18 protein-coding genes are annotated in these 23,774 nt (G+C 51.4%); 5 read left to right on the top strand and 13 right to left on the bottom strand.

What is annotated here, in order from left to right; translation table 11 throughout:
• Positions 1 to 36: 36 nt before the first annotated feature.
• Positions 37 to 1,404 (top strand): formimidoylglutamate deiminase, encoded by a 1,368-nt coding sequence (locus PUV54_RS09125; protein ID WP_274491912.1) that lies wholly within the window; start codon positions 37 to 39, stop codon positions 1,402 to 1,404.
• On the top strand, positions 1,401 to 2,093 hold the full coding sequence (locus PUV54_RS09120; RefSeq protein WP_274491911.1) for a UTRA domain-containing protein: 693 nt from the start codon (positions 1,401 to 1,403) through the stop codon (positions 2,091 to 2,093). Before PUV54_RS09125 ends, PUV54_RS09120 begins: the two co-directional genes overlap by 4 nt.
• A gap of 37 nt (positions 2,094 to 2,130) precedes the next feature.
• Here PUV54_RS09120 and PUV54_RS09115 read toward each other — a convergent pair whose 3' ends face one another.
• Genes PUV54_RS09115 through PUV54_RS09080 form a run of 8 tightly spaced genes read right to left on the bottom strand, consistent with a single transcriptional unit; the run spans position 2,131 to position 11,713 of the window.
• Positions 2,131 to 3,555 carry an aldehyde dehydrogenase family protein gene (locus tag PUV54_RS09115; RefSeq protein WP_274491910.1) on the bottom strand — a complete coding sequence of 475 codons (1,425 nt, stop codon included), beginning with the start codon at positions 3,553 to 3,555 and terminating at the stop codon, positions 2,131 to 2,133.
• A gap of 32 nt (positions 3,556 to 3,587) precedes the next feature.
• Positions 3,588 to 4,826 carry a Zn-dependent hydrolase gene (locus PUV54_RS09110; protein ID WP_274491909.1) on the bottom strand — a complete coding sequence of 413 codons (1,239 nt, stop codon included), beginning with the start codon at positions 4,824 to 4,826 and terminating at the stop codon, positions 3,588 to 3,590.
• Positions 4,827 to 4,831: 5 nt separating this feature from the next.
• Complete coding sequence (locus PUV54_RS09105) at positions 4,832 to 6,082, bottom strand: pyridoxal phosphate-dependent decarboxylase family protein (RefSeq protein ID WP_274491908.1); 1,251 nt, start codon at positions 6,080 to 6,082, stop codon at positions 4,832 to 4,834.
• 9 nt (positions 6,083 to 6,091) lie between these two features.
• Complete coding sequence (locus tag PUV54_RS09100) at positions 6,092 to 7,579, bottom strand: amidase (protein ID WP_274491907.1); 1,488 nt, start codon at positions 7,577 to 7,579, stop codon at positions 6,092 to 6,094.
• A 14-nt stretch (positions 7,580 to 7,593) separates the two neighbouring features.
• The gene (locus PUV54_RS09095) at positions 7,594 to 8,790 is read right to left on the bottom strand and encodes an acyl-CoA dehydrogenase family protein (protein ID WP_274491906.1); all 1,197 of its coding nucleotides are present in this window, start codon (positions 8,788 to 8,790) and stop codon (positions 7,594 to 7,596) included.
• A gap of 14 nt (positions 8,791 to 8,804) precedes the next feature.
• Positions 8,805 to 9,731 carry a hydroxymethylglutaryl-CoA lyase gene (locus PUV54_RS09090; RefSeq protein WP_274491905.1) on the bottom strand — a complete coding sequence of 309 codons (927 nt, stop codon included), beginning with the start codon at positions 9,729 to 9,731 and terminating at the stop codon, positions 8,805 to 8,807.
• A 3-nt stretch (positions 9,732 to 9,734) separates the two neighbouring features.
• Positions 9,735 to 10,529: an enoyl-CoA hydratase/isomerase family protein gene (locus PUV54_RS09085; RefSeq protein ID WP_274491904.1), complete on the bottom strand. Its 795-nt coding sequence runs from the start codon at positions 10,527 to 10,529 to the stop codon at positions 9,735 to 9,737.
• The gene (locus tag PUV54_RS09080) at positions 10,526 to 11,713 is read right to left on the bottom strand and encodes a CaiB/BaiF CoA transferase family protein (RefSeq protein ID WP_274491903.1); all 1,188 of its coding nucleotides are present in this window, start codon (positions 11,711 to 11,713) and stop codon (positions 10,526 to 10,528) included. Before PUV54_RS09080 ends, PUV54_RS09085 begins: the two co-directional genes overlap by 4 nt.
• A gap of 168 nt (positions 11,714 to 11,881) precedes the next feature.
• Here PUV54_RS09080 and PUV54_RS09075 point away from each other — a divergent pair, with 168 nt between their 5' ends.
• Complete coding sequence (locus tag PUV54_RS09075; RefSeq protein WP_274491902.1) at positions 11,882 to 13,282, top strand: spinster family MFS transporter; 1,401 nt, start codon at positions 11,882 to 11,884, stop codon at positions 13,280 to 13,282.
• 1 nt (position 13,283) lies between these two features.
• Here the strand turns inward: PUV54_RS09075 and PUV54_RS09070 are convergent, their stop codons facing one another.
• The 5 genes from PUV54_RS09070 to lysA form a co-directional block, all read right to left on the bottom strand.
• Positions 13,284 to 14,753 carry an aldehyde dehydrogenase gene (locus tag PUV54_RS09070; protein ID WP_274491901.1) on the bottom strand — a complete coding sequence of 490 codons (1,470 nt, stop codon included), beginning with the start codon at positions 14,751 to 14,753 and terminating at the stop codon, positions 13,284 to 13,286.
• A 24-nt stretch (positions 14,754 to 14,777) separates the two neighbouring features.
• On the bottom strand, positions 14,778 to 15,560 hold the full coding sequence (locus tag PUV54_RS09065; RefSeq protein ID WP_274491900.1) for an SDR family NAD(P)-dependent oxidoreductase: 783 nt from the start codon (positions 15,558 to 15,560) through the stop codon (positions 14,778 to 14,780).
• A 79-nt stretch (positions 15,561 to 15,639) separates the two neighbouring features.
• Positions 15,640 to 17,898, bottom strand: coding sequence for a TonB-dependent receptor (locus tag PUV54_RS09060; RefSeq protein ID WP_274491899.1), 2,259 nt, complete (start codon positions 17,896 to 17,898; stop codon positions 15,640 to 15,642).
• A 213-nt stretch (positions 17,899 to 18,111) separates the two neighbouring features.
• On the bottom strand, positions 18,112 to 19,836 hold the full coding sequence (locus PUV54_RS09055) for a thiamine pyrophosphate-binding protein (RefSeq protein ID WP_274491898.1): 1,725 nt from the start codon (positions 19,834 to 19,836) through the stop codon (positions 18,112 to 18,114).
• Positions 19,837 to 19,933: 97 nt separating this feature from the next.
• Positions 19,934 to 21,394 (bottom strand): diaminopimelate decarboxylase, encoded by a 1,461-nt coding sequence (gene lysA, locus PUV54_RS09050; RefSeq protein WP_274491897.1) that lies wholly within the window; start codon positions 21,392 to 21,394, stop codon positions 19,934 to 19,936.
• Between the two features lie 262 nt (positions 21,395 to 21,656).
• Here lysA and PUV54_RS09045 point away from each other — a divergent pair, with 262 nt between their 5' ends.
• Complete coding sequence (locus PUV54_RS09045) at positions 21,657 to 23,027, top strand: aminotransferase (protein ID WP_274491896.1); 1,371 nt, start codon at positions 21,657 to 21,659, stop codon at positions 23,025 to 23,027.
• 81 nt (positions 23,028 to 23,108) lie between these two features.
• A complete protein-coding gene (locus PUV54_RS09040) occupies positions 23,109 to 23,762 on the top strand; it encodes a TetR/AcrR family transcriptional regulator (RefSeq protein WP_274491895.1) in 654 nt (217 codons plus the stop codon).
• Positions 23,763 to 23,774 lie beyond the last annotated feature (12 nt).

Genomic DNA, 23,774 nt, shown 5'->3' with positions numbered 1-23,774 from the left:
CGATATGTATGCACATATTAACCAAGGGTGCAAGATGTGAAGAGTCAGACCATATCAGCCAAAACCATGCTGACAGCCAATGGCTGGCAATCAGACATGCATCTCACTATCGGTGAGGACGGACAGATCGCCGCCATCAAAAACGGGCTGGCGCCGAACAGCACCACGGTGGACGTTCTCTTGCCGGCAATCAGCAATGTGCACAGCCATGCGTTTCAACGCCTGCTCGCCGGATTAACCGAATACCGCACCAACGCTCAAGATGACTTCTGGTCGTGGCGAGCGTTAATGTACAAATGCATGGATTATCTGCAGCCTGATCATTTTGAGATCATTGCCGCTATGACGCAAGTAGAAATGCTCGAGTCCGGCTTTTCCGCCGTCGGCGAATTTCATTACGTGCATCACCAGCCCGACGGAACACCCTACGATCAGCCGGGTGAAATTTCAAACCGCGTGCTTCAGGCGGCATTGGATACAGGTATTGGCCTCACGCATTTACCAACTTTATACATGCAAGGCGGGCTTGACGGGAGGGCTTTGGCAGGCGGGCAAAGGCGTTTTGGATGTACTCCTGAAGCTTTCTCTGCGCTTTATTCAGACATCAAGAAAAGCTTCAATGGCGCACCAGCCGATTTTATGCTGGGCGGTGCAGCACACTCCTTGCGCGCCGTCTCTTCAGACGGACTTTCATTACTGAAAGATATTACTGAGGGGGCGCCGACGCATATTCACATCGCGGAGCAGACGGGAGAAGTCGACGAAGTCTTGTCACACCTGGGCGCGCGCCCTGTTCGCTGGTTGTTGGACAACTACGATATTAACAGCCAGTGGTGCCTTGTTCATGCTACGCACATGGATAGCAGCGAAATCAACGATCTCGCCCGCTCTGGCGCTGTTGCCGGCGTGTGCCCCATAACCGAGGCCAATTTGGGCGATGGTATTTTTGAGGCTACCCAGTTTGCAGACAAAGGAGGCGCCTTCGCTATCGGGTCTGACTCCAATGTGCGCATTTGCGCCGTCGAAGAATTGCGCATGCTAGAATATAGTCAGCGTTTGCGCGACCGGCGGCGCGTACTGCTCAATGATGGTAACAAGTCATGCGGACGGCGCCTTTTAGATATGACCGCGACCGCAGGCGCGCAGGCTCTTGGGCGAAGCGCCGGTGTAATATCGCCTGGACTTATCGCTGACCTCGTCGCGCTTGATCAAAGCACGCCTGTTTTATGTGGCCTTGATAAAGACGCCATCTTGGACGGGTGGATTTTTGCTGGCGACAGCCGTTGCGTAAGCGATCTATGGGCCGGGGGGCGTCATGTCGTAAAACAAGGACGACATATTCATCGTGAAAAGATTGTTCCAAAATTTTTATCGCTGATGAAAGAGGTCAGGTCAGCCTTGTGACATTACATACTCATCAATCCTTAAAGTCTGATATAATGCAACGCATCGCCGCCGGCGAGTGGCGACCAGGCGCGGTCATGCCTAACGAAGCGCAGCTTGCGGAAGAGTATGGATGCGCCCGGTCCACAATCAATCGTGCGCTACAGACACTGGCAGAAGATGGTTTGATCGAGCGCAAACGCCGGGCCGGCACACGCGTGCGTGAGTTGCCTGTGCGGCAGGCTAAATTCAAGATCCCGCTTGTTCGACGGGAGGTTGAAGAAACAGGCGGCGCATATCACTCGCACGTTATTTTAAAAGATGTTCTGGAAGCCCCCAACCATGTCGCTGCAAGGCTTCGATTATCTCCGGCCTCTAGCGTTTTACATCTGCAAACTGTACATCTGTGTAATGATAATCCTTTCGCCTTTGAAGATCGTTGGGTAAACATCGAAGCGGCGCCGGATATTTTAGATGCTCCCTTCGATCGAGTAAGCGCTAATGAATGGCTGTTGCGTCAGACGCCTTATTCAAACGGCGATGTCTCTTTTTCAGCGGAAAAAGCAGGAGAGATGCAGGCTTCTGCATTGGGAATCTCTAGTGGCGACGCCCTCTTTACTATAGACCGTACAACGTGGTTTGGTGAACAATTTATAACTTGGGTGAAGCTCTACTATCGGCCTGGCTATAGCTTAAAGAGTAATTTGTAGCCACTACGTCATAACGCAGTATCGGTCGCGTCTCGCGCTATTCGTCAAGCCCCATAACAGCTTTTGTTTCGAGGAACTCTTCGAATCCTTCAACGCCCCATTCACGGCCATTACCTGACATTTTGTAACCGCCAAATGGCGCAGAATGGTCCAGCATAGCACCGTTCACATGCACCATGCCCGCGCGCAGTTTCGATGCAACACTAGCGGCGCGCGATGGCGAACCGGAAACATAGGCCGAAAGGCCGTAGATCGTATCGTTCGCGATTTTAACGGCCTCCGCCTCATCAGCGTACGGCAAAATGCTTAGTACAGGGCCAAAAATTTCTTCCTGCGCTATCGCCATGTCATTATTGACGTTCGCAAAGACTGTCGGCTTTACAAAATAACCTTTGTTTAAACCGTCCGGTCGCCCCGTGCCGCCGGTCATCAGTTTCGCGCCTTCATCAATTCCTTTTTGAATGAGGTCTTGTATCTTATTCCATTGTACTTCGCTCACTGCCGGACCAATGGTAGTCGTCTCATCTCTCGGACCGCCAACGCGAATTTTCTCAGCGGCTGCTTTTGCGATTTCCGCCGCTTTGTCATGCATATCAGCCGGCACCAGCATGCGCGTTGGCGCGTTGCATGACTGACCGGTGTTGAGCATGCATCCCATAACACCGCCTTTTACCGCCCGCTCAATGTCTGCATCGTCGAGAATAATGTTTGGCGACTTACCGCCCAACTCCTGCGTCACGCGCTTAACCGTATCGGCGGCGGCTTTGGCGACAGCAACGCCGCCGCGCGTTGAGCCGGTGAATGACATCATGTCAACACCGGGGTGGCTGGATAGCGTCTGTCCGGCGTCAGGCCCCTCTCCATTGACCAGATTGAACACGCCTTTCGGCACGCCAGCTTCATGCAAAATATCCGCAAACACAATGGAACTAAGCGGTGCGATTTCAGACGGCTTCAAAACCATCGTGCAACCCGCTGCGATGGCTGGCCCAACCTTGCAGGTTACCTGATTTAAAGGCCAGTTCCACGGCGTGATAAAACCGCAAACCCCTATAGGCTCCTTCTTTATTCGCGTGGAGCCGCGCTTTTCTTCGAATGAGTAATCAGCAAGGACCTTTCGGGCGGTCTTCAGATGTTGCAACCCTGCTGCCGCTTGCGCTGCTTTCGACAGCGACAAGGGTGCGCCCATCTCCAGCGTGATTGTTTCAGCGAGTTCATCATAGCGCTTTTGGTAAGTCTCAATAATACGGTCAAGCAGGCTCTGACGTTCTTCTTTTGATGTTTGTGAAAAACTGTCGAAAGCATTTTGAGCCGCGGCGACCGCAGCATCGATATGCGCGGGCGTTCCAAGACTGATCTGCGCAACCGCCTCTTCCGTCGCGGGGTTAACAACATCAAGAAGCTTTGCGTCGACCGGGCTCACCCATTCGCCATCAATGTAAAAGTCTGCGCTGTGCCGCATGACACTCTCCTCACATACCCAAATAAATAACCCTAAATCTCACACAAACCTGCATACTCCAACACGGCATGCAAGAGAACATTGCACCCTGCTGCTAGATCATGAGGTTCCGCGCTTTCAGCTTCATTATGGCTGATCCCGCCCTTGCAAGGCACGAAAATCATGGCGGTCGGCGCCACGCGCGAAATATAAACGGAATCATGACCGGCGCCGCTAACCATTTCCTTGAAAGGGTATCCCGTTTTTGCTGCAGCATTGCTAACAGCAGTGATGCAATTCTCGTCAAAGGCTACAGGCGGCGAATGCCAGATCTCCTCCAGTGAAACGGGCGCACCACATAAGTTTTCTTTTTTTACGATGGCGTCCGCTTTTCGATGCATCGTTTGCAAAATGGCAGGCTCTGGATGACGCAGGTCGAGGCTAAACTGCACTTTTCCTGGCACTGTATTGCGCGAGCTGGGATGCGAATGAATTTCACCTACCGTCACGCGCGCGTGCGGCGCATACTCGCGAGCTAGTGTAAAAAATTGCGTAAGCAAGGATGCCGCCTTTTGAACGGGATCGATGCGCATTTCCATGGGTGTCGGCCCAGCGTGACATTCCGAACCGGCGATAACGACATCAAACCACACGATACCCTGCACGCCAGTAACAACGCCAATAGTCTTTTTTTCCGCCTCCAGAATTGGACCTTGTTCGATATGCGCTTCAAAGTGCGCGCCAAGCTTGCGCCCTACCGGAGCAATGCCTGCGAGCTCATGCTGTACAAGCGCTGCTTTTAAAGCAACACCATCTTTGTCCGTACGGCCTAGCCCATAATCGAGAGAAAAGGCGCCAGCGAAAACACCTGACCCAAGCATGGCAGGCGAAAAACGCGCGCCCTCTTCATTCATCCATACGGCGACCTCAACGGGCGCCCTCGTAGATAATTTTGCATCATTCAATGACCGGATGACTTCCAGTCCGGCTAATACGCCATAAACGCCATCAAACTTCCCTCCCGTGGGCTGACTATCAAGATGACTACCCATGACTACCGGCAAGGCGTCGGTGTCTTCACCAGCGCGTTTAGCGAAGAGATTGCCGATTTCATCGGCGACAATCTCGCAACCGGCGTCAACACACCATTTGATAAAGAGTTCGCGTCCCGCCTTGTCCGCTTCGCTCGCAGCAAGGCGGCAGACGCCGCCTTTCGCCGTAGCGCCGATTTCAGCCATCGCCATCAGCGATTCCCAAAGGCGGTCGCCGTTTATTGTAATCTCAGGAGGCATGGCGCCTAGTCAGCATAAGACAGCGTGCCTTCAGCAGACGCCTCTCCGGCGCGTATGCTGTCGACAACAGCACGCAAGTCTTCCAGATAAATATCCACGACATCTTCAGATAACGGATCAAGCACGAGATGCGCGAGGGGCGGGTCCATTACGCCACCGCTAGTCCATCCCTTTTCAGACAAACCGCCGACAATTTGCTCAACGCGAATATCCTTGGCGCCGTAGACGACAATTAACAAGTCCGTATCAATAGGTTCTATTCCCTCGATCTTGTTCAAGCCTTCAATCAGGCGCGCTTTGGCTTTCATAGCGCGATCCGCATAAGCAATATATCCGTCTTCGCCGAGGTAACTCAGCGCCGCCCAGGCCGCCGCCACTGCTGACGCCGGACGCGAACCCGTGAAAGCCTGGGTAATATAAGGCGAACAAGGCCAATCTGTAGGCGATACAAAATGATACTTCTGCAATTCCTCCGAACGCCAGGCGATAGTTGAAATGCCTTTCGCCGCATAACCATACTTATGCAAATCAGCAGAAATGGAATGCACGCCATCTACCGAAAAGTCCCACTTGGGAAGGTCGATACCCAGTTTGCTGACAAACGGAGAGAGATACCCACCGACGCAGGCGTCAACATGCAGCCAGAGATCATGCTTTTTCGACACTTCTGCAAGTTCGTCCATGTTATCAATGACGCCGTAAGGCCAGGAAGGCGCGGAACCTGCGATCATGATCGTGTTTGGTGAGATCGCTGCTTCTATTGCTACCGCGTCGGCACGCCAGTCATCCCTGACAGGGACTCGCACAATCTTGATACCGAGATATTGGCATCCTTTGGAAAAAGTTGCGTGAATGGAATAAGGAGCAACGATTTCCGGCTCTTTAATATGCGGTTTTGTTTCCTTCGCCCACTCACGCGCAGCATGAAGCGCGCAGAAAATGCTTTCCGTTCCACCGCTGGTGATGTTCGCAACGATGCCGTCAGCACCGCCGCTCAAAATGTTTGACGCCATACCCGTAACGTCGGCTTCAAGATCCTGCAGACCGGGAAAAAACCGGCGCGCGACACCATTGAGAAAAAAATACTTTTGATAGGCTTGAGAGACGACGTCGACCATATCTTCCGTACCTTTCATCGCATAGCAGCTCATATTACCGCGAAGCACGTCGGGTTCTTTTGTAAGCGCCTCGTCGAGCTTCGAAAGAACACCCATCTTTCCTAATCCCTGCTTCGGCAGGTTGACTTTCTGACTCATGCGTTCCTCCTAGACGTAATTGGAAATATGGATGGACGGACGGCGCGACGCCCATGGCGCAGCGCGTTCAAGTTCGGCAGACAATCCAAGGATCGTACCCTCATCTCCGAACTTACCTGTAATTTGCGTGCCAATAGGGAGCCCGTCCTCAGTCATGTGAAGCGGTACTGAAGCGGAGGGCTGACCCGTTACATTAAAAACGCCTGCAAAAGGAGAATATGCATCTCCTCCAAACCAGTCCCAGAACTCGTCGATATCGACATCCTTGCTGGCAAAATATTCAACCGGGGGCGGCGGCCCCATCAACACGGGCGAGATCAAAATATCAAACTTCTCAAAGAAGCGGCCCATAGCGCGCTGTACTTTCCCGTAAATGCTAAGGCCTTTATGAAAATCGAGCATGGAGACTTTCCTTCCCTCTTCATAACTGGCCCAGGTCAGCGGCTCGAGATTATCTGGCGAGGGCGTTCTGCCTGTCGCTTCCGCTGTTAGCTGAACGCCAGCCGCGAACCCCCCTTGCGCCGTCATCTTTAATGACCAAAGGTACTCGTCCCAGGGGATTTGGGGCGTCGCCAGTTCAACTCTGTGACCTAACTGTGCGCATAACGCTGCAGTTTCTTCAGCTGCTTTTGCACAAATCGGTTCCGGTTTGGCTCCGCTGAACGATGCTACCATCAACGCAATACGAAGATCTTTAGGCGGATTGTCTAGTTCTTCCACGTAAGGGCGCATGGGTGGCGGCGCCACATGAGGCGCACCGGGATCTGACCCATAAACTGCATCAAGCAGAACGGCCGTATCGCGCACGGAGCGCGTGACGACCAATTCCGCCGCGCGCCCACCGGAAGATTCAGCGATATCGGGGCCGGACGGAATCCGCTGACGCGTGGGCTTCAACCCGTATAAATTGGTCATGGAAGCCGGAATGCGAATTGAACCAAGACCATCATTTGCGTGAGCAATTGCCACAGCTCCAGCTGCAACTGCAGCAGAAGAACCACCACTTGAACCGCCCGGAGAATAGTCCTTGTTCCAGGGATTATGAGTAACGCCTTGCAATACGTTTTCGGTAATAATATTGGCGCCAAACTCCGGCGTGTTTGTTTTACCAAGTGTAATGAGGCCCGAACGCCTGAAACGCGCCATCAGTTCCGTATCATGTTTGGCGATAATACCTGCAGCAAGACGGCTCCCAGCATCGCAGACTTTCCCTTCCATCTGCGCGCCTAAGTCCTTCAGCAAAAAGGGAACGCCTGGAAAAGGCTGATCGGCTACGGAAAATACACCAGCTTCGGCAAGCGCCTCTTCTGCATAATCCTGGCAGCGAAAATTCAACTCCTTGTCCAGCACCTCAATCGCAGCAACAGATGCTTCGACCGCTTCTTTCGGCGACAATTCCTTTTTTCGAATACGCTCCGCCAATCCAACGGCATCGAATTCAGCCAGCTCGGCAGCAAGTTTAAGGTGAGCTTTATCGATATTGATTTCTTCACTCATGAGCGCTCTTCCCACTAAAACGACCGTTCGAGGCCCAAAACGTGCTGCGACAAGTATGAAAGGATCATATTGGTGGAAACGGGCGCCACCTGATAAACGCGGCACTCTCGCCATTTGCGCTCGATGTCATACTCCCGCGCGAATGCAAAACCACCCAGCGTCTGCATGGTTGCCTCTGCCGTGTGCCAGCACGCTTCCGAAGCAAGAAGTTTTGCAATATTCGCTTGCGTGCCGCAGGGTTGCGAGGCATCGAAAAGCGCGGCGGCAGTTCGCCCCAGCGTATCCGCACTCGTTAACTCCGCCAGTCCGCGCGCTAAAGGAAACTGAATTCCCTGATTTTTGCCAATTGTCCGTTCAAAAACGATACGCTCATTGGCGTAGTCGACTGCTTTTTTCAAAAAGAATCGCCCATCGCCAACGGCTTCTGCAGCAACCATGATGCGTTCAGCATTGATGCCGTCAAGAATATAACGGAAGCCTTTGCCTTCTTCGCCGATCAAGTCACTTGCCGGAATTTCAAGATCGTCGAAGAAAACTTCAGTCGTATTATGATTAAACATCGCCTCAAGCGGGCGAATGTCGAGGCCTTTGCCCAAGCTTTCCTGTATATTCACAAGAAATACCGAAAGCCCTTCGGTTTTTTTTGCGCACTTTTCAACAGGCGTCGTGCGCGCCAACAGCAACATCATGTCTGAATGCAACGCTCGCGACGTCCACACTTTCTGGCCGTTGACGATATATTTGTCACCACGGCGAATGGCGCGGGTTTTTAGTTTAGTGGTGTCTGAACCGGTTGTCGGTTCTGTTACGCCAAAAGCCTGCAGGCGAATTTCTCCCGCGGCGATCCCCGGCAAGTATTTTTCTTTTTGTTCCTGACTGCCATGCCGCAAAAGCGTACCCATTATGTACATTTGCGCATGACCTTGAGAAGCCGTGCATCCATAGGCGTTGATAGTTTCAAGAATCACGCAAGCGGCGCGCAAGGGCAAACCCGCCCCGCCATATTCTTCCGGTATGAGCGCTGCTAGGTACCCCGCCTCTGTTAAGTCCTTTATGAAGGCAGTCGGGTAATCGCGCCCATCTTCAAGTTTTCGCCAATATTCGCCCGGATACCGCGCGCAGATGCGCCCCACTGCCTCTCGCAATTCCGGATAATCAGGTCCGATTGAAACGGAAAGGCTTTCTGAAAACTGATCCAGTGAAAACGTCATACTGTACGCCCTCTTTATACTGACTGGCGAAAGGACTTCGGCAAACCCACATCGCCGATGTGCCCAAACATGGGAATGTTGGGCAGGGCTCGTTTTACATACTGCCGAACTTCAATAAGGCCCTGTGGGTCAACGCCTGTGTCGAATCCCATTGCCTCCAACATGAACGCAAGGTCTTCCGTCGCTATGTTGCCTGTCGCACCTGGCGAATTCGGACATCCGCCGAGACCTGCAATTGAACTGTCAAAAATACGAACGCCGCATTCCAGCGCCGCTACTACATTCGCCAGCCCTGTACCACGCGTATTATGGAAATGCGCGCTCATGGGAATATCGCCAGCCGCTTTTGCGACTTCAGAAAAGACATTCCGAACCAGCGCCGGATCGCCATACCCGACAGTATCCGCAAGAGCAATTTCATCAGCACCAGCGCTCAACAATTCCTCAACCACGTGCATGACTGAGGCAACAGCGACCCTCCCCTCGATTGTGCAACCGAAAGTGCACGATACGCCGCCAATGAGTTTTGTTCTCTCTTTTCCTTTTCTACCGTCACGGACCGATGCAATCCGTCGAAACTCTTCCAGGCTTTCTTCAGTGGGTCGCTTGACGTTGGCGTGATTGAAACTGTCCGAAGCAGAAACAATACAAGTGATTTTGGGGACACCCAGATCCATGCCACGCGCCACCCCCTTTAAATTGGGCGCGAGCGCGGACGGAGTAAGCTCAGACAGAGTAAGGGCAAACGCTACAAGCTCGTCTGCATCTGAAAACTGCGGGATATATTTCACTGGCACAAATGAACAGACCTCCATTTCGCGTATGCCGGCGTCATATTCTCGCTGACACCATCCGATCTTGTGCTCCGTTGGCATAAATTCTTTGATGATCTGGAGACCATCCCGCAAGCCTACTTCTCGTATGACGACGTTGTCGGGCATCAATTATGTACCTCTGAAAACCGGCTTACGCTTTTCATTAAAAGCCTTGACGCCTTCATGCCGGTCTTCGCTTGAAATAAGCTCGTGATAAAGGTCGATCTCATGCTGTAATGCTGCTCGTTTTTCCATATCCAGGCCGGCGCGCATTGCGCGTTTTGCCTGCCTGATTGCCAGAGGTGCGTTTTCTGCAATTCTCCCGGCAATCGCCAGCGTCTTCTCTAACAGAACCTCTCCTGGATAAAGCCTATTGACCACGCCCCATTCCATCGCTTCATGCGCTGAAAAGGGTATAGCTGTCAGGATAATTTCATTCGCGCGCTTCAAACCTACCGCACGCGGAAGGTTTTGCGTACCGCCTGCGCCAGGCATTATTCCCAGAGACGTTTCCGTAAGCGCAAACCGGGCTTCTTCTGAAGCATATGCAAAATCTGCTGCGAGAGCGAGCTCACATCCACCGCCAAATGCTGCGCCGTTTATTGCAGCAATGACGGGTACGGGGACATCGTGAAGCTCAAACAACGCCTTCTCCATGATCTCATGTTGATGAGACCATTGCTCATCTGTCATGCCATTTCGTTCTTTCAGATCGCCGCCTGCGCAAAAAACTTTCTCCCCGGCGCCCGTTAATACAAGCGCACGAATGTCGACTTCATCACGCGCAAGAGCGCTAAAAAGGGCATACAGATCTTTCGCCATTTGCGTATTGATCGCATTTGCCGTCCTTGGCCGATCAAGCGTTACCAAAATCACGTGCGGGTGCGGCTTTCCAACCTTGATGGTTGCATAATCAAGGATCATTTTTTGGAACTCGTTTTGGAACGAAACTTCAAGACACGGTCTGTATCTTCACCAAGCTTAGGCGGCTGCTTTCGAAACGCAGGCCGCATGCCATTAAAGGAAAGCGGCAAACCTATTAATGAACATTCCTGATCGCCAATGGTCTGAATAATGCCTAAAGCTTTGGTTTGCTCATTCTCTGTGACTTCTTTTGCATTTTGCAACGGTGCATTTGGCACCTGCGCCGCGTTAAGGGCGTCTTCCCAATAAGAAGTCGCCTTTGTCTTCACAATTTCAGCTATCATTGGAACTAGCAGATGGCGGTTTACGACACGCGCGCCGTTCGTTGCATACTTCTCATCCACCGCCCATTCCGCTTTGGCCAAGACTTTTGATAGCCTTTCAAACAGCCCGTCGCTGCCTGCGGCAATCATCAAGTACCCATCAGCGGTTTCAAAAACTTCATAAGGAACTATCTGCGCCGCGGCAGACCCCAGGCGTTTTGGAATATCGCCTGAAGCCATGAACGTTCCAAATACCGGCGTCATCCAACCGATTGCCGTTTCATATAACGACGTATCGACAACGCTACCGCAACCGGAGTTTGACCTCGCAATCAGCGCTGAAAGAACGCCGATCACTGACCACATGCCCGCCCCCATGTCGACAATTGACGTTCCAACCCGTACAGGAGCCCGGCCTTCTTCCCCTGTTACACTCATAATGCCGCCAAAGGCTTGCATTAGAGGATCATATCCGGGCCGGTTGCGCATCGGTCCCGTCTGCCCGTAAGCAGACAGGTTACAGTAAATCAGAGACGGTTTTTCCGTACACAGTGTTTCTGAGTCGAGGCCATATTTCTCCATCACCCCCGGCCGGAGATTTTGTATGACGACATCAACCTCTTCCAAGATGTATGATTTTAACCCATTTCGCTCTTCTTCATCCGACAGATCAACGACAATACTACGCTTGTCCCGGTTGAATGCCTGATAAATGACGGCGACACCGTCGCGATAAGGCGGCCCCCAATCACGGGTGTGATCGCCCCGGCCCGGCATTTCAACTTTCACGACGTCAGCGCCGAGTTGCGCAAAGATTGCCCCCGCAAAAGGCGCCGCCACGCTATGGCCCGCCTCAACCACAGTGACGCCAACCAGAGGTAGCCCTTCAGCACTTGGATTTATCGGTAGATCTGAAGGCATTTTGCAGAAAATCCAAATCCTCTTGATGAACCCCGCCGCGAAAAGCGAGGCGTATTTCCACGCGAATAGACCCGGAGAGAAAACAATGCTAAAACCGGGGGATTCCCGAGTGACGATAGAATAGCTCTCTGCTTAATGCAAGGCACAATGAAAACAGAGGACAACCAAATGGCGGATCAATTTGATCGCACCGCGCAGGCAGCGCTAACAAGTGACAGCAAAGCGTGGCCAAGTCCTGTGCTTGGCTGGTGGGCGGTATTCGTTCTGACGCTCTCTTACACAGCCGCTTACATAGATCGGCAAATTCTTGGGTTACTTGTCGAACCGATCCGTAACTCCATGCAGATTAACGATACTCAAATCAGCTTATTGGGCGGCGCAGCTTTTGCCTTGTTTTACGTTATTATGGGCCTTCCTCTGGGTCGGCTCGCCGATCGTGTAAACCGGCGAAACCTCATCGCCGGAGGTATCTTTGTATGGAGCTTGATGACCGCCATGTGCGGTCTTGCAACGAACTTCTGGCAACTATTTATGATGCGCGTGGGTGTTGGCATAGGCGAAGCCACTTTATCTCCCGCCGCGCTTTCAATGATCTCAGACTATTTCCCGCCCAAAAAACGCGCTCGCCCGCTTGGCACTTATATGGTGGCTTTAGCTATTGGGTCGGGCCTCGCGTTCCTGGTCGGCGGCAAAGTACTACAGTGGATGTCAGGGATCCCTGACTTATCTTTACCCATAATTGGCGCGATCGAACCATGGCAGGCAGCGTTTATTATTGTTGGCCTGCCAGGGTTGCTATTGGTGCCAATGGTCCTTCTCATCCGGGAGCCAGCACGCCGAGGCTTGAGGCCACAGAAAACTGATACGGCGAAACATCAACAAACGACACTGCAAATCCCTTTAAAAGAGGTGGCGCGTTTCGTATTCGTTGAGAACCGCAATACTTTCATGGTGATCTTTATCGCTTTCGGATTACTGGGGCTACACTCCATCACATTGACCATGTGGTTGCCGCCATTTTTTCAGCGCACTTTCGGCTGGGACACCGGTGAGGTCGGAACGCGGCTAGGCATTATCATTCTAATCTTCGCTTCTCTGGGTATGATCGGCGGAACGTCCATTGCGCAGTGGATGAACCAGCGCGGCCTCAAGGACGCCTTCCTGCGCGCGCCGCTCTATCTCACATTGGTGATGGCGCCCTTGGCGATAGCTCTAACACTCGCGCCAAATGCCTGGATTTCGCTTGGACTATGCGTTCCAGTCATCGGTCTTTCATTTGGATTGTTTGCCTTTGTGCCAGGCCTGCTGCAATCAATTACGCCAAACCAAATGCGCGGCCAGCTTGGCGCATTGTTCTCTCTCTTTAATAATGTCATTGGGCTGATTTTTGGCCCAACATTGGTTGCACTTATTACTGACTTTATTTTCAAAGACCCGATGGCGCTGAAATACTCAATGACAATTGTATCCGCAGTCACGTTGCCGATCGCCGCCATTATGCTGTTCCTGGGTCTTAAACATTTCAGTAAAAGCATTGATGACGCACAAGAGTGGATCGATTCAATGTAATCTATTGCATAATAAAGGGGTTTGGAAATTTTGGCGCAAGGTTTATCCAGACACTTTTGTTTTCCATAAACTCTTCCACAGCGGCGCGTCCATTTTCTCTCCCAACACCGCTCTGTTTATAACCGCCAAAGGGCAATTGAACACTGAAGGCGCGGTAGGTGTTTATCCAGACGGTGCCGGCCTTTAGCTGTTTTTCAACACGATGAGCACGAGCAAGGTTTTGCGTCCATATGCCGGCAGCCAAGCCGTAATTCGTTCCATTTGCAATCTCAATCGCTTCCTGCTCGTTTTCAAACGATAGGACGCATAACAAAGGGCCGAACACTTCTTCTTGAGCAATACGCATCTGCGGCTTTACACTCGTGAAGATCGTAGGTTGAACAAATTGTCCCTCGCCTGCACCGCCGCCAAGTACGCACTCAGCACCTTCTGACTTTGCAATATCAATGTATTCAAGAATTTTCTGCTGCTGGGCTTTGGTCGTGACTGGCCCAACTTGTGTTTCCAACGCCATGGGATCGCCCACTCGTGCTGTCGACGCCTGATCGACCAAGCGTTTGACAAATTCATCGTGTATTGAGTGATGAACAAGCAACCTTGAGCCCGCAATGCAAGTTTGACCACTCGCAGCAAAAATGCCTGCGATCACACCGTTTACAGCATTGTCCAGGTCTGCGTCTTCAAAAACGATATTCGGCGATTTACCGCCAAGCTCAAGTAAGACTGCCTTTGCTCTACTTCCTGCAGTCTGCGCGACGGCACGCCCGCCTGCTTCGCCGCCAGTGAATGCGACTTTTGCAACCTTGTCATGAGCAACCAGCGCATTTCCAATCTCATGCCCATAGCCAGTGACTACATTTAAAACACCGTCGGGAAACCCGGCTTTCGCGAAAACTTTGGCAAACTCCAACGTTGATGCAGAGGCGTGTTCTGAAGGTTTTAAAACGATTGTATTACCTGCCGCCAACGCTGGCGCGAGTTTAAAAGAAGCGAGCAGTAAAGGCGAATTCCAGGGTGTAATCGCAGCAATCACCCCAAGCGGCTCTTTTCGCGTATAGGCAAAACCGTCAGGGCGGTCGAGCGGCACCACGTCGCCGGTGACCTTGTCAGCCAAACCTGCGAAGTAACGAAATATATGCGGGATGTAAGAAAGCTGAGCCCTCATCTCCGATAACAGCTTGCCATTATCGCGTGTTTCGATCTCCGCCAGATGCTCGCCTTGTTCCTCTATGCAATCAGCAAGCGTATTCAGTAAGGAGCCGCGTGCAGCCGCCGTTAAATTACACCATTCAGGCGAATGAAACGCCGTGTCTGCCGCCGTGACTGCAGTCTCGATATCTAAGGCATTCGCATGCGGTATCCGCGCCCAGTCTTTTTGCGTGTACGGATTTTCTGAGAGTAACCATTTTCCGGATTTTGGATCTGTAAAACGTCCTCCGATATAGAGCTGATATTTTTCGAGCTCCGGCATGTCCGTCTCCTTCATAAATGGAAATTAGCGGTATCGGCCTACCATTCCAGACAACACCGCGCCGTCCACAGGAAGGCCGATCCCGTTAATCATCGATGCGTCATCTGAAGCCAGGAACAAAATGGCGGCAGCAACCTCTTCCGGGCGCACCATTCGTCCCATGGGAATTTTCGATCCCATGACCTCTCTAAGTTTTTCTCGCCCGCCTAAAGACTCCGCCATAGGGTCAAGAAGCTCAGTATCTGTCGAAGTCGGCTCGACGGCATTACACCGGATGCCTAACTTTTCATGTGCAGCGGCAAGCGCAACACTCTGCGTCAAAAGCTTTAGCCCGCCCTTACTGGCGCTGTAGGCAGCCCCATCTTCTGTAGACCAGTGGGCGGCGACTGATGAAAGGTTTACAATCGCGCCGCCCCTTCCGGACGCGCGCATAATGCGAAACGCATGCTTGCACCCGAGGAAAGCGCCTGTGAGATTAACGCCGATAACATGGTTCCAGCTTTCAAGGTTGCACTCGTCAAATGTGGCCCTTGCACCTACGCCCGCTGAGTTGACAAGAACGTCCAATCCGCCGGTTTCAGAAGCGATTGCATCGAGAGCGCCAATCCAATGCGCCTCATCTTTCACATTCACATGTTTAAACCTTGCGAAAGAACCAATTTCCGCAACTGTTTTTTCAGCAAGCAAGTCGTTTTGATCGAGTATGTAAACTATTGCGCCTTCGCTTGAAAACGCCTTGGCCGCCGCTCTCCCGATACCTGACGCGCCGCCAGAAATCGCTACAGTTTTTGAAGAAAACCGTTCCATAATCCGCCTAATAAATCGGCGGAGGAAGCATCATGCGCAATGCTTTCCCCCGCCTACAGGGAGGATTTATTCCTCGCAACTAGTTAAAGGCGTAGCTTAGCTCAACGCCGAATGTTCGCGGCATGCCCGTTGCGCGCAAGACTCGATAGGTGCTTGCAAGGTTGTTGACCCAGGTTGAATACTCTTCGTTGAAGATATTCCTTGCCCAGAAGGACAAATGCCACCCTTGATCAGAGGCAAACAGGCTCGCCCGTCCATTGACCAATGTGTACCCGCCGGACTCAGTCACTGGTATGTTGGATATATTGGTGAAAAACTTCGCCGAATGAGTAACGTCAACCTGAACCGATCCGACATAGCCGTTTGCGACATCAGTTGTATATCGCACTGAGCCATTGGCGTTTACAGGCGGCGCAAACGACAGTTCTTCGCCAATTGTAATCGCGTTCATTGGCTCAATGCTGTTCTTGATTTGCGTGTCAAGAACACCGATGCCGCCGCGGATATCCCATTCCGGCGTCGGGCTCCATTGGATATCACTCTCAAAGCCGGCAATACGCGCATCGGCGAGATTATTGAGAGCAAATATGTTGCCCATGACGCCGCCGCCAGTATCCACCAGGAAATTGCCAAGAAGTTGAGCGTCCTTGTACTCATACCAGAAGGCTGCTGAATTCCACCGTAACGTCCCATTCGCAAGCGTTAGCTTCTTGCCTAACTCAAACGCGTAGACTTCTTCTTCATCGAAATCAGTAATAGAAGCATCGTTTAGCGCCAGGTTGCCATTAAAGCCGCCGCTCTTGAACCCGCGAGACGCGCTAAGATAGATCAGCGTATTGTCATCCGGTGTAAAATCGAGGGCGACCTTTCCAGAAATATTGTTGAACTCTTTTGAGTCAATTCTTTCCGATGCCGGCACGCCAAACGGTTGAAGATCACCTGGTGGCGGCGGGTCGAAAGAAACGACTGTAGGCGGCATCATGAAAACGTCAAAAAAAGTTCGCCCTTCAAAGTCCCGCTTCTCATGAGTGTAACGCAGTCCGCCTGAAAGCTTCCACATTGGTGAAAGCTGATATTCTGCGTTTCCGAATGCCGCAAATGTCTCCGTATCCTGAAAAATTTGCGTATTAATGGCAACGCCGCGCGTATACGCCTTTACCTCGGATATTGGCGAGTCCAATGAGTCGGTCTGATAATATAGACCGGCGATCCACTGAAACGGACCGTCATAGTCCGACGTAAAACGTACTTCCTGCGAGAAGACGTCGATATCATTTACGTAATAGTCGTCGACAATAATCTGCGAGAAGCCGTCAGCATCCTCGCGAACTTCACGTTCAAAATGCTCAAGGCCTGTAATGGATGTGAGAATAACCGGCCCCGCATCCCACTCTATGGTGGCGACACCGCCTATGCCTTCAAGATTCAAAGACGGCCTGAATCCGGGCGCAGATGTAAACGGGTCTGTATCAGGCTCCTGATTGAGAGAGAGGTCGAAGCAATCCGGCTCGCCACCCATCAAAGTACCGTTAGTAAAAGCATCGCAAAAGCCATCCAGCGCTGCATTCCCGCTCGGCAACATGTCATATTGCGCTAAGTCACTAGTTTCTTTGCCGCCGTGAACATTGAGATTGATCTCAAAGTCATCTGTTGGCTGAAAGTTGAGCTGACCACGCAGGGCAAAGCGCTCAATCTCACCATGGTTCTGGCCTAAGTTCCGGTTGTAGAAAGGTCCATCGCTTTGTTTACGATAGTCGCCCGATAGCCGGAAAGCGGCGCGGTCGCCGAGCGGCGCATTAATGAAGCCGCTAGTTTCAAAATTCTGATAGTTACCGTATCCAGCCGTAATTTCCGCACTGAATTCATCGATATCAGGGCGTCGTGAAAAGAAACTCACAGCGCCAGCTGTTGTGTTACGGCCGTACAACGTACCCTGAGGCCCTTTGAGTACCTCAACCCGTTCCATGTCAAATAGTCCGAAATTCAGCATGACAGCGAATGGGTAAAAAACTTCGTCAACGTGAACAGCCGTTGGCGAGCTATTATTTGGTGCAATATCATTTAGCCCGACGCCGCGAATGGCGAAATTCGGCAAGTTGTTGCCGAACAGGTTTACCGTTGTGAGGTTTGATGTCTGTTGTGCGATGTCATCAGCCGTATCGAAGCTGTACGCTTTCATGTCATCGCCAGAGATCGCCGTAACGGAAATGTTGACGTCCTGAATGCTTTCATCGCGTTTCTTAGCAGAGACGATAATCTCATCAGTCTGCGCAGCCGCCGGGCCACCATACACGAGCAAGGCGGCGCAACTCGCCGCTGTGATCATTTTCGCCGTCATTTTCAAAACCCTCCCTGGCGCAACTTTAAAGACAACGCGCCATAGAACTCAGTATTCAACGAGTTTAAAAATCAGTCAAGAAAAACTCGGGCTTTCCTTGGTATTTTCGCATGGAAATACGGCTCTGAGCAGAACATTGCTGAAAAAAGCTATATTCTAAGCTCCTCGCGCCCTGGGGGGGGAAATGTGAGAACCGTAATTTCCCGAGTTTAGTTATGCGCTGGCATTCAAATTCTCGTAGTAAGGAATCACGACTTCACCTTGAGATTTCCTGTTGCCCACCAATGCCTCGGTAAATGGCGCAACAACTTCGCGATCCACGACGATGTTGAGGCAAGACGGCAGGCCTGAATCAAGCGCGCGCCTTATCGCAGGGCCGATTTCATCAGCTTCCGTCACACGCTCACCATGACATCCGAATGCTTTCGCAACGCCGTCATAACCAGAATCTGCAAGATCAACGATTGATTGCCGGTTCGCGCCAAACATCATCATTTGTCCGTGTTTCGACAAGCCCCAGCACTGATTATTGAAAACGATGTTTAGGATCGGCAGATTGTGCCGCGCCATAGTATCAAATTCCTGGATGTTAAAGCCAACCGCTCCGTCCCCAGCTATGCAAACGATAGGCTTGTCCGGATGCGCAAGTTGCGCGCCGATAGCATATGGCATTCCAGTCCCCAGGCATCCCAGATAGCCCGTCACCATGAAACCACCGATGTCAGATTGCGCAAGGTTTAATTCAATCCAGTTATATGACTCTCCCCCATCAACTACGACCCAGCTTTGTTGAGGCAGGGCATTCACAATTTCAAAGCCTGCCTTATACGGATGAATTGGGGTATTGGATTTATCCAGGGCGTCTTTAAAGCGCCGAATGTGCCAGTCAGCAGCATTCGTTACGACGCTTCTCCATTCTTCCCGATCAGACCAGTCATAACCTGCCGCATCTGTGATTGCAGTATTTAAAAATTCGCTGCAGTCAGCTTCGATACCAATTTTTACAGGACGAAGACGGCCAATCTCAGACCCGTCAATGTCAACTGATATTATCTTCGTGTCAAAAGGCACCAGGCTGTCCGTCATGCCGCCTGTATAGCGACCAATTCTCGCGCCGAGCAACAACACCACATCCGGCGGCGCCCCCTCGTCATTCAATGCTTTAAGATTAGCAAAATCACCGCCCCATAGCGGATGTCTTGTCGGTATGGCGCCATGAGCCTTACAATTAGTATAAACGGGCGTATCTGTCATTTCTGCAAAAGCCGTAAGTAATTTTTGCGACTGCGAAAGCGCAACTCCTGCACCGGCCATAATGATTGGACGCTTGGCTTTTTTTAATAGATCTAGCGCTTCACCAAGGCTTCCAACTCCCGGCGCTGGCTTTGCTGGCAATTCAATCTTCGGCGAGTCAAACTCTTCATAAGGAAGAGGTTGATAAATAACATCCGCCGGAATTTCCAAAAACACCGGACCGGGGCGCCCAGTACTTGCAACGCGAATAGCACGAGCAACAATCCGGGGAATTGTTTCTGTACGCGTAATTCGAAACGCCCACTTTGAAACCGGTTTGGCTAACGCGACTTGATCAAACCCGCCCTGGAGGGCGTTGGCTTCGTTCTCAACCAGGGGCTCAGCCCCAGCGATAACGATCATTGGAACGCCGTCAAGATAAGCATCAGCGAGAGCCGTTATGACGTTTGTCATACCAGGCCCTGCCGTTACGAACACTGCCGCAGGACGCCCATTTGACTTTGCATAACCGGCACCTGCATGCCCCGCCGCCGCCTCGTGACGCGTATCTATGATAGGAAACGAATGATCGATGGCAGCCTGAAAAACAGGCTCAAGATGGCCGCCATGGAGAGCAAAGCCTTGATCGATGCCGCCCGCCAAAAGCGTTTTAATAACCATGACGCCGCCGTCTACCTTCGCCATCTTTTCACTCCTTAATCTGTCAATAATCGGTTATACCCCGGTTTTATAGAGCGGAAAAGGACCCTGGCAACAGACTTCGAGAGCCAGGGTTGGAGCGTCACTCAAATCTTTCAGGCGTCACATACCGGGCGAAGAGGTCATCAATCGTCTCCCGCCGCGTAACAAGGTCTGCGTTTCCACGACAAACAAGCACGCTTGCGGGTCTTGGAATCGAGTTAAATTGACTGGCTTGGCTTTCTCCGTAGGCGCCTGCATCAAAAACGGCGAGCATTTCTCCCCTCTCAAGTTCGGGAAGGGGCCTGTCTTTGCCAAACACTGCTGGAATACAATTCGGTCCGACCACATCGGCAACCAAGCTGAGGTTGCGCTCCATTCTGCTTGTTGGGACGATCAAATTGCGCGCGCCATGCAACGTCGTTAGCACAAGCCACTCACCGCTGGCGTCAACATTGACCCAGCATCGGTCCTCATCATGTTTGATACAACCGACGCGCGTCAGTAAAACACCGGCGTTATTCACCAAATATCTTCCGGGCTCCAACCAAAGGATCGGCGTTTTCATGCCCGATCTATTCAATCCTTCGCGCAACGCAGCGCAAACACAGTCCGCGTAGTCCTCAATGGAAAACGGATTTAGCTTATCTGTACGCGCTTCAGGGTCGCGATCGCTTGGCCAACCGCCGCCGATATCAATAATCTTCGGTGAAAAACCTGTTGCGGTATTCAGATCGCCAATAAGCGTGGACAGCGCGGTCGCATTTGCCCTTATAGCATCTGCATTTCGCGTTAAGCGGCCAATATGTAAGTGATAACCAGCAAGCTCCAATTGTGATACAGCTTTGGTTTTTTCAATAACCCGCTTCGCTGCCTCAAAGCCGAGACCCCATTTTTTTCGCGCCAAAACTTGCGCAGCCCCATCCCCCGAAGGGTAGGCATCGCTTTCAAAATTCGCCATGAGTTCAGCATCGAAAGCTTTTAGCCTAATCAACACTTTCACATGACTCTGCATTCCAGAAGCCGCATACGCCAGTTGCGATAAATCGCTTTCCACGTCGACAACAATCATGGCGCCAGCCTCAATCGCTAACTTCAGTTCATGTTGCGTTTTGTTGCTGCCGTTTAATGTCGTTTTAGCTGGGCACCTTCCGTATTCGATCGCAAGCTTTAGCTCTCCATAACCTGTGCAATCAAAACCTGCCCCTTCCTCTGACAATATCCTGCAAAGAACCGGGTTTGGGTTGGCTTTTACGGCATAGAGCACCTCAACCGATTCATCCCAACAGCTATGGAAAGCAGAACGGAAGCGGTGAAAATTAGATCGCAACGTTGTTTCGCTAATGACAAATAAAGGCGCTCCAAAACCCTCGACCAACTCGCTCACAGTTGTACCGCCGAGCGTCAGCTCATGGTTCTCGTTGATCTCCGCATCATCGCTCGCGCCCATGGCGGCATGAAAAAGCGATAGAGCCGTCTCGGAGAACGGCTCTATATTTGAAGCGTTGCCATGTATCATATTCGGTTTTACTCGACTATTTTCCGTTGACGTTGATGCTGTCATATATCAAACAAACGCCATCTCTCCTGACAATACAAATTCAAAAGCTACGATTTTTCAGTTAACTATACGCGCACTAAAGAGCCAAGCCCCGCCCACACCTGTCCCAGAGCTCAGCTTGACAGGAAAGAATTGTAACGATTAAAACTCGGTTTTCAACGGTTATGAAAAAGCTAACCGGAAAGCACTGGAAGAAAAGTTTGGCGCACCAAAGGCCTCGAACGAGAAAATCCGCCGTAAGGCTTAAATGTTGGACTAGTGAGTTATGACAAAAACGCCTGCTTCAACTGCAGCGCTACAACTGGCGGATAAGAAGCATCACGCTCACCCCTTTACCGATCCCAAAGCCCTAGCCGAAAACGGCTCGCGAATTATTTCGCGCGGCAAAGGTGTCGAAATATGGGATAATGACGGCAACAAGTATCTCGATGGCATGGCAGGTCTGTGGTGCGTCAATATCGGATACGGACGAAATGAAATTGCAGAGCGTGTTAAATCTCAAATAGAAGAGCTGTGCTATTACAACTCATTCTTCATGTCCGCAACGCCGACGCAAATAGAGCTGGCGGAAACAATCTCCTCGCTGACACCTGAGGGCCTCAATCATATTTTCTTCGGTACATCCGGGTCGGATGCTAACGACACCGCCTCGCGGTTGGTCCGTCATTATTGGGACCTTAAAGGTAAACCCACCAAGAAAACAATAATCAGTCTTATCCACGCTTATCACGGCAGCACGATCACCGGAGCGTCCCTGGGCGGCTGGCCCGCTATGCACAAAATGGGTTCAACTTTGCAGGCAGGCTACACCCATATAATGCCGCCTTACTGGTTTGAGTTCGGGCGTAATCAATCGAAAGAAGACTTCGGGCTCAAAGCCGCGCAAGCGCTTGAAGATGCAATCCTGCTTGCCGGCGCTGATAATATCGCCGCCTTTATTGCTGAACCTGTAATGGGCGCGGGAGGCGTCATCCCTGCGCCTGATACATACTGGCCGATGGTTCAGGAGATTTGCAAAAAACACGATGTTCTTTTGATTGCCGACGAAGTCATCACCGGATTTGGGCGTACAGGGGAATGGTTCGGTTCTTTCACCTATAATATCAAACCAGACATTTTGAACATGGCGAAAGGGCTTTCCTCAGGATATGCACCCATCTCAGCCACTGCGGTTAGTGACGATATGTACGCGGTGCTTAGCGCCGGCGGTGAAATTTCTCATGGTTTTACCTACTCAGGCCATCCAGTTTGCTGCGCGGCAGCTCTTGAAAACATTCGCATCATGAAAGACGAAAAAATCGTCGAATATGTGCGAGATGTGGCCGGGCCGCATTTTCAAAATAAACTACAAGAATTCGCAGACCATCCTCTTGTCGGCGAGGCGAGAGGCGTTGGCCTTCTAGGCGCGCTTGAACTTGTACGGGATCCGAAACAAGGTGAGAAATTCGCACCCGAGAAACGGGTCGCCATCCGTTGCGTAGAAAAAGGGTTCGAGAATGGGATCATCATGCGCGCCATACGGGAGGTGTTGGAGTTCAGCCCGCCTTTGATCATAACTACCCAAGAAATCGACCTGCTGTTCGACCGGGCACGCTACTGCATCGATGAAGTCGCTAAAGAAGAGGGCATTCTCTAAAGCCCAAATCCGCCGCTGCCCCGAATTGACGTCGCGAAGCATATTGCCCAAAATGTTTGGCGATTCTTTTCGTAATGGGCTATGGCAGCAAAAACACAAAAAAAGAAAACCGTAAAGCGCAAACGCCGCAGCGGCACTATGCAAGCGCGCGGCGTTAAACGTCGTGAGCGCATTACATCTGCTGCAAAAGAACTGTTGCTAAAAAAGAATCTCGAAGATATTTCCTATAATGAAATTGCTGAAACAGCGAAAGTGCCCGCCGGGTCCGCGTATCATTTTTTTCCAAATGTAAATTCAATTTATGCTGCAATAGCCATGGAATTTTTGCAGCGTTATGTGAGTGCTATTGCGGCCCCTGCAAACAAAGACTTTCATACATGGCAAGACGTAATCGACAAGCAAATTGAACAAGGGGCCAAGCTCTTTCAAGAAGACCCTGCCGCGATGAAAATTATCATCGGCGGGAAGACTCCCCCGGAAATTAAACACTGGGATCGGGAGAATGACAGACGTATCGCGGAAATGACAGAGCAGGATATCAAAAGATATTTTCAGTTACCCGAGATTCCTCGCGCCAACAAAGTATTTTTCTATTATGTCGAAATCGTTGATTTAATTTTTTCACTTTCCGTTTTGGAGCACGGAACAATAGCCCCCCACATGGTTCATGAAGCACAGGTTGCGGGAAAATCATATCTGAGCAATTATATACCCAATATACTTTCTAAAGCCTAGCCAGCCTCTAAG

Source organism: Hyphococcus flavus, from assembly GCF_028748065.1.
Lineage (GTDB): Bacteria > Pseudomonadota > Alphaproteobacteria > Caulobacterales > Parvularculaceae > Hyphococcus > Hyphococcus flavus.
This window is presented reverse-complemented; position numbering and strand designations above follow the sequence as displayed.